Origin of the sequence: Nocardia pseudovaccinii NBRC 100343 (assembly GCF_001613225.1) — a bacterium.
Taxonomy (GTDB): domain Bacteria; phylum Actinomycetota; class Actinomycetes; order Mycobacteriales; family Mycobacteriaceae; genus Nocardia; species Nocardia pseudovaccinii.
Genome location: NZ_BDBY01000003.1, coordinates 20,932 through 32,800, shown reverse-complemented (window position 1 = coordinate 32,800; position 11,869 = coordinate 20,932). Strand labels below are relative to the sequence as shown.

Here is an 11,869-nt window from a genome sequence, read left to right as displayed (position 1 = left end):
GCGGCCAGGGCTGGGCCGACGCCATACAAGACGACTACCCCCACCAAGGCGACTTCTCCCGGACCGGCGAATACATGCGCTACGACAACCCCCGCGACCTGCGCTGACCCGTTCTCCGGAACGCCGCCGCCGTCTCCGGCCTCGGCGAGCGGGTGTCATCGGGTTGGACGAGTGATCGCATGAGAATGCGCTGGTGGCGGCAAATGTCGAGAAGGCCCGCCACCAGCGCATTCTCATGCGATAGTTCGCGATTGGGACGGGGGTGGGCGGGGTTGTTATCGAAATGCGTTCGAGTCGGTGAGGGCTTTTCCGAGTACTAGTTGGTGCACCTCGGCTGTGCCCTCGTATGTGAGGACCGACTCTAGGTTGTTCGCGTGCCGCAGTACCGGATAGTCCAGTGTGATGCCGTTGGCGCCGAGGATGGTCCGGCATTCGCGGGCGATGGCGATGGCCTCCCGGGTGCTGTTCAACTTGCCCGCGCTGATCTGCTCGGCCAGCACCTCGCCACGATCCTTCAACCTGCCGACCTGCAGCGCGAGCAGCTGGCCCTTGCCGTATTCGAGCGCCATATCGGCGAGCTTCGCCTGGGTCAGCTGGTAGGCGGCCAGCGGCTTGTCGAAGACCTCCCTGGTCCGCGCGTACTCGATGGTCGCGGCCAGACAGTCGCGCGCCGCGCCGAGCGCGCCGAAGATGATGCCGAACCGAGCCTCGCTCAGACACGCGAGCGGGGAACTCAGTCCGCGCGACTGCGGCAGCACCGCATCGGCGGGCAGCCGCACATCGTCGAAGTCCAACTCCGCGGTCACCGATGCGCGCAACGACAACTTGTGATGCATCTCGCGCGCGGTGAATCCGGGCGTGTCCGTCGGGACCAGGAAGCCGCGAACCACCTGCCTGCCCTCGTCCTCGGTCTGCGCCCACACCACCGCGATATCGGCCACCGAACCGTTGGTGATCCACATTTTGGAGCCGTTGAGTACCCAGTCGGTGCCGTCGCGCTTGGCCCTGGTTCGCATGCCACCCGGATTCGAGCCGAAATCCGGCTCGGTGAGACCGAAACAGCCGAGCGCGCGCCCGGCCGCCATATCCGGCAGCCACTGCTGCTTCTGCTCCTCGGAACCGAACTTGTGGATCGCGGTCATGGCCAGCGAACCCTGCACCGAAACCATGCTCCGCACACCCGAATCGACCGCTTCGAGCTCCTGGCAGGCCAGACCGTAGGCGGTCGCCGATAGGCCCGCGCATCCGTAGCCCTCCAGGTGCATACCGAGCAACCCGACATTGCCGAGTTCCGGCGCAACCTCACGGGCCGGGAACGTCCCCGCCTCGAACCATTCCGCGATCTGCGGCCGCAACCGATGATTCGCGAACGTGCGGACGGTATCGCGGATCTCGCGCTCGTCCTCGGTCAACAAGGCATCGATCGCGAACAGTTCATCAACGCTCAGCATGAGCTCAACCTACCGCCGTCGCCGCCGCGAAAGCGGGGATCGGGTCACAACAGATGATCCGGACGATAGGCCGCCGATCGCCCGGGTTTAGGCTGACCGCATGAGTGAGCTGGGATTCTCCACCAGGGCCGTGCACGCCGGATATGAACCCGAAGCGCGGACCGGTGCGGTGAACGTGCCCATTTACGCGAGTTCGACGTTCGCCCAGGACGGGGTGGGCGGATTGCGCGAAGGCTACGAATACGGCCGCACCGGCAACCCGACCAGGACCGCACTCGAGGCGAACCTCGCCGCGCTCGAATCGGGCCGCTACGGACGCGCATTCGCCTCCGGCATGGCCGCCACCGACTGTGCGCTGCGGGCGACGCTGCGCCCCGGTGACCACATCGTCATCCCCGACGACGCCTACGGCGGCACCTTCCGGCTGATCGACAAGGTCTTCAGCCAGTGGGGCATCGAGCATTCGCCCGCGCATGTATTCAATGTCGACGAGATGCGCGCCGCGATCCGTCCGAACACCAAGCTGATCTGGATCGAAACCCCCACCAACCCGCTGCTGAGCATCGGCGATATTCCGGCACTGGCCGAGGTCGCGCACGTCGCTGGCGCGAAACTGGTGGTGGACAACACCTTTGCGACGCCGTACCTGCAGCAGCCGCTGCTGCTCGGCGCCGACATCGTCACGCATTCGACCACCAAGTACCTCGGTGGACACTCCGATGTCGTGGGCGGCGCGTTGATCACCAACGATCCGGAACTCGATGCGGCATTCGCCTTCCTGCAGAACGGTGCGGGCGCGGTGCCCGGCCCGTTCGACGCCTTCCTCACCCTGCGTGGCACCAAAACCCTCGCGGTGCGGATGGATCGGCACTGCGACAACGCCGAAACCATTGCCGAATTCCTGACCAGGCATCCGGCCATCTCACAGGTCATCTACCCAGGCTTGGCCGAGCACCCGGGCCACGCCATCGCCGACAAGCAGATGAAGCGCTTCGGCGGCATGATCTCGGTGCGGCTCAACGGCGGCAAAGATGCGGCGCACGAATTCTGCTCGCGCACCAAGATCTTCACCCTCGCCGAATCGCTCGGCGGCGTGGAATCGCTGATCGAACACCCGGCCGCCATGACGCACGCCTCCACCGCGGGCTCGCAGCTCGAAGTGCCGGACGATCTGGTCCGGCTTTCGGTCGGCATCGAGGACGTCAGCGATCTGCTGGCCGACGTCGAACAGGCACTGGCGAACTAGATATGGAAACGAAGAGCGGCCGCATCCGTACTTTCCGGATGCGGCCGTTCTTCATGGCCTCAGGCCTGAGATCAGCTGTGGTACGGCTCGGCGCTGACCAGCGTGACCTTCATGGTCTTGCCGTTGGGCAGCGTGTACTCACGGGTGTCGCCGACCTTCGCATCGATGAGCGCGCCACCGAGCGGCGAATTCGGCGAGTAGGTCTCGAGCTTGGAATCGTTGAGACCCTCTTCGCGGGTCGCGATGAGGAAGGTCTCGGTGTCGGATTCGTCACCGTCGTAGTAGACCTTGACGACCGAACCCGGCAATGCGACGCCGGACTTGGTGGGCGCGACGCCGACCTTGGCGTTGTTCAGCAGCTCCTGCAGCTGCCGGATGCGCGCTTCCTGCTGACCCTGCTCTTCACGCGCGGCGTGATATCCGCCGTTTTCCTTGAGGTCGCCCTCTTCGCGGCGCTCGTTGATCTCGGCGGCGATGACCGGACGATTGGCGATGAGCGCGTCGAGTTCACCCTTGAGCCTGTCGTGCGACTCCGGGGTCAGCCAAGTCACTTGCGTCTCAGTCATCTCGATCACTCCCTAGTAGTTGTTCCCGGCCGAGGCCGGGTTCCCTGATCCGCTGCAGTGCCCACAGGGGGCGGGCACGCACCAGCCGACGGCTAGTGCCATCCTGGGGAAGTTCATCGAACCCCGACAGGCCTCAGGTCCGGCAAACTCACTAACCCGGAACTGACAGCGCTGGCCGCCAATGCAGCAAACACGGCTCCGAGCCCCGGAACCGTGTATCACGCCATTTTAGCATGAATCACAAACATGCAGGTCGGCGTTCATTTTGTGGACGCCTCGGTTGTTTATTGCCCGGGATCAGCCCGCCCGCAGATACTTCGGCACGTCATCGCTGCAGCCGTAAACGCTGCTCGACACCGGGCGGTCGGAGGCGCGGACGGTGGTCGTCAGCTCGATGGTGCCGCTACCGGACGGCTCGATCAGCACCTCGCGACGGCCCAATTCGGACCCGTCCCTGGCCATCGCGCGGACGAAACACACCACCGGCTGCTGCGGATCCTTGCGGGTGACCTTGAGATGGACCGAGATGGTCGAGTCGTCGACGACGGTGTATCCGAGCTGCTCGGCGTCTATGTCCTCCGGTCCGTACTTCTGGAAGCCGACGTAGGCGACCCCGAGACCCGCGGCGAGCACGACCGCGCCGAGTGCGAACGGAATCCAGCGGCGCGTCGGGCGTGGCGTGGTTCCGTACCGGTCGGCACGTCGGTCGATCGGCGTGTCACCGGGCGTTTCACTCATGCCGTCTCACTCCGGGGGGTACGTCGGAACAAAAGTCTGTCGAATGGAACTATAGGGACAGGCAGATCGGACCCCGGCGGCGGAGAGTACGAGGTATGACGGTGGTTGATGAGGTGAACGAGACGTGAGTGGCTTTCGGCTCATGGCGGTTCATGCGCACCCCGACGACGAATCCAGCAAGGGTGCCGCGACGACCGCACGGTATGCCGACGAGGGCCACGATGTCCTCATCGTCACGCTGACCGGCGGCGAACGCGGCAGCATCCTCAACCCTGCGATGGACACCCCCGGCGTGCTGGAGCGGATCGACGAGATCCGGCGCGAGGAGATGGAGGCCGCGGCCGCCGCACTCGGTGTGCGCCAGACCTGGCTCGGTTTCGTCGACTCCGGCCTACCCGAGGGCGATCCGCCGCCGCCGCTACCCGAGGGCTGCTTCGCGCTGGTCCCGCTGGACGAAGCCGTCGAGGCGCTGGTCCGCGTGGTGCGCGAATTCAAGCCGCATGTGATGACCACCTATGACGAGAACGGCGGCTATCCGCATCCCGATCACATCCGCTGCCACGAGGTGTCGATGGCCGCGTTCGAGGCAGCGGGTGATCCGGATCGTTTCCCGGATGCGGGCGAGCCGTGGCAGCCGCTGAAGATCTACTACGACCACGGTTTCACCATGGCCCGCCTGGATGTCTTCGCCGCCGAATACGAGCGGATCGGTGAGCCGTTTCCGCTACAGGAGTGGTTGGAACGGACGCGCGCCTACCGGCAGGGCCGTCCGGACGGCATGACCAGGGTGACCACCCAGATCGAGTGCGCCAAGTACTTCCCGCAGCGCGATGACGCCCTGCGCGCGCACGCCACCCAGATCGATCCCAACGGCGCGTTCTTCGCGATTCCGATGGAAATGCAGCAGCGGCTGTGGCCGACCGAGGAGTTCGAACTGGCCAAGTCCAGGGTCGACTCCACGCGGCCGGAGACCGATCTGTTCGCCGGTATCGAAGACGAGCACCAGTGATGTTGGTTCTCCTCGCGCAATCTCCCGGCACGCCCACCGGACCCGAATTCGGCAAGGCGTCGCCGCTCGGACTGGTGATCATCCTGGTGTTGCTCGCCGGGACCGTGCTGCTGGTGCGGTCGATGAACCGGCACATCAAGGGCCTGCCCGCGACCTTCGAGCCCGAACATCCGGAACCGGATCAGGCGGCGGACGAGGGCACCGAACCCGGTGTCGCCCGGCTCGACAACGAGAACGTCGAGTCCGACGAAGGGCCTGATAAAACCTGATTTCGCAGCGGCCGTCCGAGAAGCTCAGGCGGCCGCTGTTACATTTGCCGCTCCTGTTTCGTCATTGGGGTAGTCGCGGCGCGATCCACGGGCCGCAGGTGCTTTCGGGCACGGCTGCGAAGTGAGGAAATACCAATGACATTCGAGGATCTGCGCGCTGAACTATCCGGCCGGGTGCTGGTGCCGGGTGACGCTGGTTTCGAGGCGGTGGCGCGGCCGTGGACCTTGACGGTCACCCAGCCGGTCGCCGCGGTGGTGCGGGCCGGTGATGCGGATGACGTCGCGGCGGTCGTGGCACACGCGCGTCGAGCCGGGGTGCCTGTCATCGCGCAGCCGACCGGGCACGGCGCCGCAGGCGGGGTGGCGGACGCGATCCTGCTGCGCACCGGGGGACTGGACAGCGTCGAGATCGATGCCGAGCGGCGGGTGGCGAAGGTGGGCGCGGGCGCGAACTGGGGCTCGGTACAGACCGCGGCCGCGGCGCACGGACTGACCGGACTCGCGGGCAGCAATCCGGTGGTCGGCGTCACCGGATACACCCTCGGGGGCGGGCTCAGCTGGTTCGGCCGCAAGCACGGTTGGGCCTCGGATGCGGTGCGTGCCTTCGAGATCGTCGACGCCGAGGGCGCGCGGACGCGGGTGACCGCCGCGAGCGATCCGGAGCTGTTCTGGGCATTGCGTGGCGGCGGCGGCGATTACGCGGTGGTGACCGCGCTCGAATTCGACCTCTTTCCGGCGCCGGGGCTCTACGGCGGGCGGGTGATGTGGCACGGTGCGCGCACGGGGGAGGTCTTCGAGGCATTCCAGGAGATCACCGCCGACGCGCCCGACGAACTGTCGGTGTGGTTCCACCGGTTCCAGTTCCCGGATGCGCCGCCGATGGTCGCGCTGGATGTCACCTACCTCGGCGATCCCGAGGTCGGCCGGTCCCTGCTGACCCGGTTGGACGCGATCGACGGGCCGCTCGCCGATAAGCGCGGCGCGTTGTCGGTGGCGAATCTCGGCGAAATCACCGCGGAGCCAACCGATCCCAGCCCGTCGCTGTCCCGCGCCGAACTGCTCACCGACCTCGGCGACGCGGTGGTGAAGACCCTGCTCGACGAGCCGGTCGCACCGCTGGTCGATATCCAGATCCGCCATCTCGGCGGCGCATTCGCCAGGGCGGGCGCGGACGGTGGCGCGCGCGGACCGGTCACCGAGCCCTATCTGCTCTACGCATTGGGGCTCGGACTTCCGCAAATCATCGAGGCGGTCAAGGCCCGGCGGGCCGAGATCGTCGATGCGATCGGCGCGCACATCAGCGGGCTCAAGCCCTACACCTTCCTCAGCCCGGAGGAAACGGCCGCCGCGGCATTCGACTCGTCGACCTTGGCGCGGTTGCGGGAGATCAAGCGGGCGCGCGACCCACTGTCGGTGATCCGCGCCAATTATCCGGTTCTCGGATAACGGGTTTCGCGTACGTCACCGCGGACCGTCGGCCCTATCGGCTGGCGGTCCGCGCCGCGGGCGGAATTCGATAGGGCTGTTCGCATCTCGGTGCATTCGATCCGGAAAGGAATCGGCGCAACCCTTTCGGGTCCTTGCCGTGCTGGATTCCGTGACATGGGCGGCGTTGGATCGAGTTTGGATGTCACCTGGTTGTGCTAACTCTTCTGCTGACGCTTCGAGCGAAGGATGCCCATGGACAATGTGATCGGACAGATCGACCGCGCACTGGATATGACGGGTGCGATCGTGATCGCCGCCGTCGACGGCGACCGGCTCGCGGCGCCGACGCCGTGTCAGGATTGGGACGTGCACGCGGTGCTCAATCACGCCGTCGGCAATATGCACCGGTTCGCGGCCGGGGTGAGCGGGACCGATGCGGGCGCCGGACTCGAGGACGACTGGCTCGGCATCGATCCGCAGGGCGCGTTCGCCGCGGCCGCCGAGGTGGACCGCGCCGCCTGGCATCGCCCCGACGCCCTGACCGGCACCGTGCGCATCGCACTCGGCGAGCTCCCCGGTCCGGCGGCCGCTATGGTCCATCTCACCGAGGTCGTCGCGCACGCCGTCGATATCGCGGTGGCCATCGATCGCCCCGACCTCGCCGATGACGAATTGTGCGCCGAACTGCTGACCACCATGCACGCCATGGGCGGACTCGACGGGTTCCGCAAGCCGGGGATGTTCGACGAGGAGGTCACGGTACCGGCGGACGCGCCCGCGCACCGCCGACTGCTCGGCTATCTCGGACGAGCCTGGTAACCGCTTGCCGCACAGTAGATCTCAGGCGCGACGCACGGGATGACGCAGGATCGTGCGGGTATTCGCGCCGGGGGTTTCGCGCGGATCCGACAGGTAGATCTCGTGATGGCGGCCGTTCATGAGCAATCCCTCGGCGGTCATGAACGCTTCCATCCTGGCCAGCGTCTCCGGTTCGGTGGCATACGGTCCGATATGCATGACCTGGATCGCCTCCCCCTCGGTCAGCCGCTCGAATGTCGCCCCGGACACCATCTCGGCGGTGACCACCTCGGGCATGCGGATCATCAGCTTCCACTGCCACTGCTCGCGCGGCACCGACAGCGGCGGTTCATCCGAGTTCACCCACCACTGGCCCTCCAGCTTCGGCACCACGAAATCCTGGCCGTCCGCCTTGGCGATCTTCTTGGCGCCGTAAGCGGTTCGGTACAGCGTCTGCACCGCCTCGGTGTACCGCTCGCCGCCGGGTGCGCCGAAGCCGGTGACCGTCAGATAGCCGTAGGTGTCGAAGGTGCGCAGTTCGGGATCCCGGGTGGCGTCGTAGTAGTGCCGGTCGCTCTTGGCCAGATCGAGTTTCATCGTGAGCCCTTCGGTATCGAAATCTCGGACGGTGACCAGCGTGAACCCTCCATCGGCGGGAGAGTCAAGCTGACTCGGAGCTGTCTCGTGTGGAAGCTTGGCAGTCGTGGAGGAGATCTTCCGTAAGGCCGGTGTGCGCGGTTGGGTGCACGCCCGATGTTTCGATTGCGCCGGTGCGGTGGGGCTCGGCGCCGATGAACCGGTGGTGCTGGCATCGGTGGTGAAGGTGCCGTTGGTGCTGGAGTTCGCCCGTCAGGTGGTCGCGGGCCAGCTCGACCCGACCGATCGGGTCCGGGCGAGCGCGGCGGACCGGCTCGGTGGCGTCGGCACCGCCGGATGCCTGGACGATGTCGAATTCAGCCTGCGCGATGCGGCGTTCTTCGCACTCACCGTGAGCGACAACACTGCCGCCGACCTGCTCTTCGATCGCGTCGGCCTGGACAATGTGCGCTCGCTGGTGCGTGAATTGGGGCTCACCGAGACGCGGATCGTCGGCTCGCCCAGGTATGTCGTCCAGACCATGGCGGAGGATATCGGCGCATCCGACACCGCCGAATTCGCGCGTCGTTTCCCGACTCTCAGTGTGTCGGAAGTGCTTGCCACCCGGGCCATGGACCCGCTGCGCACGACCGCGAGCACGCCGCGCGATATGACTCGGCTGCTCACTCTGCTCGGCCAGGACCTCGCGGGCGATCCTGCCGCCTGCCGTTGGGTACGCCAGCTCATGGGCCAGCAGCTCAACTGGCACCGGCTCGCCGCGGCCTTCCCGTCGGAGGTGTCGGTGTGGGGCAAGACCGGATCACTGCCCGCGATTCGCAATGAGATCGGGGTGGTGGCCTACCCCGGTGGAAGTCGTTATGCCGTAGCGGTATTCACCAGGGCGGATACGCTGGCCCAGCGATTGCCCGAGGTGGATCATGCGATCGGCGCAGCCGCGCGGCTGGCGATTCACCGCATCCGTCACGATCTGCCGAATACGACATTCCACGGCCGCTGCGCCACCTCCTGAGCGGGCGCTGGCCGTGACGCGCCGTCGCCCTGGATGACCGTGACGATCAGCTCGGCCAGTTCGCGGACCAGCGGATGCGGCGCCACGGCGGGCCAGGCCAGCGAGAGCCGCCAGCTCAGTGCGTCGGTCAGCGGTCGCCAGACGACACGCGGTTCCTTTTGCGCGACCATGCCCTGGTCGAAGGCGACGCCGCGCCCGGAAAGCACCATGCCGAGCACGAATTCGGGATTGCGCGCGTGCTGGACCCGGGTGGGCCGGAAGCCGTGCTCCCAGCAGGTGCGCAGCGTCGCGTCGTAGAGTCCGGGCGCGGCGGCCCGCGGAAAGATCACCAGACCGAGTCCGGCCAGGTCGGCGAGGGTGAGCGCGGAGCGCGTGGCCAGCGGCGAGTCGCGTGGCAGCACCACGCCGAGCGGTGTCTCCACCTCGGGGCCGAGCTCGAGTCCGACCACATCTACCGGATGTTGCAGCAGCCCGGCGTCGAGTTGACGGTCGGCGAGCAGTCGGATCTGCTCGGCGGTGGTCAGTTCCTGTAGATCGACTCGGACGTCACGGCTTTCGAATGTGGTGAGGATCGCCGCGAGCACCCGTCCGGCCAGTTCGGGCGGGACGCCGACCCGCAACGCATCGATCTCACCTCGATGCGCCTTGCCCACCAGCCGTTGTGCGCGGTCCCAGCGGGCCAGCAGATCGCGGGCTTCCACGAGCAGGATCTGACCCGCCTCGGTGAGTTCAACGCGTCGGCTGTCCCGGTCGAAGAGCCGGGCCCCGAGATCCTGTTCGAGTTTGCGGATGCGCTGGCTCAGCGGCGGCTGCGCAATGCCGAGGCGTTCGGCGGCCCGCCCGAAATGCAGTTCTTCGGCGACGGCGACGAAGTACCGCAGCTGGCGCAGGGAGTCCACGCAGCGACGATAGCGTGATCGTGCTTGCCGGTCGCTGCTGAAATCAGTCGTCGGATGCGACCCGCCGGTCCTCGCGGAGCTGGCCGGGTGTGGCGTCGAAGCGTCTGCGGAAGGCCTTGCTGAAGCTGCTCATCGAACCGAAGCCGAGGTCCGATGCGATATCGGTAATACTTCGATGCTGGTAGGCCGGGCTGCGCAGGCGGTCGCGCGCCAGTCGCAGGCGTTCTTCCCGGATGACATCGCTGGGCGTGGTTCCGGCATTGCTGAACGCCAGTTGAATTTGCCGCAGTGACCAGCCGAGCGCAACGGCGACGCGCGTGCCGTTGAGGTCCGGATCTCCGGCGTGGTCGTGGATATACCGGCGAGCGGTCGCTTCGACATGGGCGAGCTGAGTGGGCGAGTTCGCCGGTTCGCCGAGGATCTGCATGCAGAGCAGATCCACCAGCCGTTCGGAGACGCTGTCGAATTGGAGGTCGGTGAGTGCGGCGGATTCGCTGTGCAGGCCGCCGAGTATCCCGTCGGTCACCCGGCCGAGCCCGGTCGTGAGATCCAGCGGGTGGTCGGGTGGAACGACCCGGTTGAGGCGATGCTTTATCTCCTTGCGCGGAATGGTGATGATCATCCCGCGCGTGGCATCGGACATGGACATCGTGTAGGGGCGGTCGACGGAAACCAGAGCCATTGTTCCCGGGGCAAGGATCCCGTACCCGTCTTCGGTGCGGAAGGACAGTCGCCCGGTGAACGGAACGATCAGCCGGTAGTCGTCATCGGGGTCGGCGCGGATATGGCTCGGGTTGCGAAGGTAGGTGACGGCATCCGATTTCCACCCGACGAGCTGGTAGGCGTCGGTTCGCCGCAGCTGCGTGTGCCCTTGGAAGTCGGTGCTGCTCGGGAATCTGTAGCCGAGCCGACAGTGGTATGTGCTGATCAGATCGGCCCAGTACTCGGCTCGCTCATGTGGATCCACCACACTTGTCGTGGTGGAGTCGGCGATAGCCGCTTGGTTCATGAATATCGCCTCCGATTCGACGATCATCGGTGGCCCGGGCGTCGGCCCCAACTTCGGAAGAAGCCTAATGCAGAACCGTGCGGAGCACCGGTGGAGCAGGCATTGCCGGGGTTTCGAGCTCTGCGCATTCGGACAATGCTCATGCGCTTCGGGACAAGCGGGTCCGCGTGGGCGGCGGATACCGTCGCCGATAGCTGAGGCCCGGATCGGCCGGTGCGGCCATCGGTGCCGACCCGATTCGGCTGGTTGCGGACGATATTCAGGAGTTCACATGCGCAGAATCGTGATCGGCGACAACGGAACCGGACAGGGACGCGTGCTGGCGGACGACTCCGTCGACCCGCTGACATTAGCGCTGCTCCCAGGCGTCGAGATCCATCGGATGTGGGAACTCGACGAACTTCCCGAGCTGCCGGTCGACAAGACGCCCGCGCAGACCGGCACGAGCTATTTTCCCGGTCCGGGCGGGCTGCGTTTCGGATTCATCTCGGTACCCCCGGGGCTGACCTATGAGCCCGATGCCGATCTGTCCGAGGAGGCGATGGCGGCCGTCGTCGCGGAAGCGGAGGCGAAACTGCCGGGGATGATGGCGGCCTTCGACCCTGCCGCGCCCGGCATGCACAGCACCGTGAGCATCGATTTCATCGTCGTGCTCAGTGGCGAGGGCCGCCTGCGTCTCGGCGACGGCGTCGAAGTATCGCTGCGCGCAGGCGATTGCGTGATCCAGCACGGCACCCCGCACGCATGGTTCAACGACGGTGCGGTGCCGTTCGTATTCTGTTACACCGTCTGCGGCGTCGCCGACCAGAAGGTGCCGACGCAGCCATGACCGACCTTCAGCAGCGTCCGC

General features: G+C 66.5%; 13 protein-coding genes. 7 read left to right on the top strand and 6 right to left on the bottom strand.

From position 1 onward, the window contains the following. Positions 1 to 275: 275 nt before the first annotated feature. Positions 276 to 1,451, bottom strand: coding sequence for an acyl-CoA dehydrogenase family protein (locus NP3_RS00250; protein WP_063036521.1), 1,176 nt, complete (start codon positions 1,449 to 1,451; stop codon positions 276 to 278). Positions 1,452 to 1,551: 100 nt separating this feature from the next. Here NP3_RS00250 and NP3_RS00245 point away from each other — a divergent pair, with 100 nt between their 5' ends. Further along, a complete protein-coding gene (locus NP3_RS00245) occupies positions 1,552 to 2,697 on the top strand; it encodes a cystathionine gamma-synthase (protein WP_063036519.1) in 1,146 nt (381 codons plus the stop codon). A gap of 71 nt (positions 2,698 to 2,768) precedes the next feature. Here the strand turns inward: NP3_RS00245 and greA are convergent, their stop codons facing one another. Then, complete coding sequence (greA, locus tag NP3_RS00240) at positions 2,769 to 3,263, bottom strand: transcription elongation factor GreA (RefSeq protein WP_040695247.1); 495 nt, start codon at positions 3,261 to 3,263, stop codon at positions 2,769 to 2,771. 297 nt (positions 3,264 to 3,560) lie between these two features. Next, positions 3,561 to 4,001, bottom strand: coding sequence for a DUF4307 domain-containing protein (locus tag NP3_RS00235; RefSeq protein ID WP_063036517.1), 441 nt, complete (start codon positions 3,999 to 4,001; stop codon positions 3,561 to 3,563). Positions 4,002 to 4,143: 142 nt separating this feature from the next. On the opposite strand from NP3_RS00235, the gene mca reads away from it, so the two are divergent. The 4 genes from mca to NP3_RS00215 all read left to right on the top strand — a co-directional run bounded on the left by mca (position 4,144) and on the right by NP3_RS00215 (position 7,526). Next, complete coding sequence (gene mca / locus NP3_RS00230) at positions 4,144 to 5,010, top strand: mycothiol conjugate amidase Mca (protein ID WP_063036515.1); 867 nt, start codon at positions 4,144 to 4,146, stop codon at positions 5,008 to 5,010. Next, complete coding sequence (locus NP3_RS00225) at positions 5,010 to 5,279, top strand: hypothetical protein (protein WP_063036513.1); 270 nt, start codon at positions 5,010 to 5,012, stop codon at positions 5,277 to 5,279. The genes mca and NP3_RS00225 overlap by 1 nt, the downstream gene beginning before the upstream one ends. Before the next feature lie 135 nt (positions 5,280 to 5,414). Continuing rightward, positions 5,415 to 6,725, top strand: coding sequence for an FAD-binding oxidoreductase (locus NP3_RS00220; protein ID WP_063036512.1), 1,311 nt, complete (start codon positions 5,415 to 5,417; stop codon positions 6,723 to 6,725). A 234-nt stretch (positions 6,726 to 6,959) separates the two neighbouring features. Continuing rightward, positions 6,960 to 7,526, top strand: coding sequence for a TIGR03086 family metal-binding protein (locus tag NP3_RS00215; protein ID WP_063036511.1), 567 nt, complete (start codon positions 6,960 to 6,962; stop codon positions 7,524 to 7,526). Positions 7,527 to 7,547: 21 nt separating this feature from the next. On the opposite strand, the gene NP3_RS00210 is transcribed toward NP3_RS00215, so the two are convergent. Then, positions 7,548 to 8,102: a GyrI-like domain-containing protein gene (locus NP3_RS00210; protein WP_063036510.1), complete on the bottom strand. Its 555-nt coding sequence runs from the start codon at positions 8,100 to 8,102 to the stop codon at positions 7,548 to 7,550. 106 nt (positions 8,103 to 8,208) lie between these two features. Here NP3_RS00210 and NP3_RS00205 point away from each other — a divergent pair, with 106 nt between their 5' ends. After that, a complete protein-coding gene (locus tag NP3_RS00205; protein ID WP_084507931.1) occupies positions 8,209 to 9,111 on the top strand; it encodes a serine hydrolase in 903 nt (300 codons plus the stop codon). Here the strand turns inward: NP3_RS00205 and NP3_RS00200 are convergent. Next, positions 9,063 to 10,010 (bottom strand): LysR substrate-binding domain-containing protein, encoded by a 948-nt coding sequence (locus NP3_RS00200; protein WP_063036508.1) that lies wholly within the window; start codon positions 10,008 to 10,010, stop codon positions 9,063 to 9,065. The genes NP3_RS00205 and NP3_RS00200 overlap by 49 nt on opposite strands. A 43-nt stretch (positions 10,011 to 10,053) precedes the next feature. Then, the gene (locus NP3_RS00195; protein WP_063824602.1) at positions 10,054 to 11,019 is read right to left on the bottom strand and encodes a helix-turn-helix domain-containing protein; all 966 of its coding nucleotides are present in this window, start codon (positions 11,017 to 11,019) and stop codon (positions 10,054 to 10,056) included. A 271-nt stretch (positions 11,020 to 11,290) separates the two neighbouring features. Here NP3_RS00195 and NP3_RS00190 point away from each other — a divergent pair, with 271 nt between their 5' ends. Then, a complete protein-coding gene (locus NP3_RS00190) occupies positions 11,291 to 11,848 on the top strand; it encodes a cupin domain-containing protein (RefSeq protein WP_063036504.1) in 558 nt (185 codons plus the stop codon). The last annotated feature ends 21 nt before the right edge of the window (positions 11,849 to 11,869 follow it).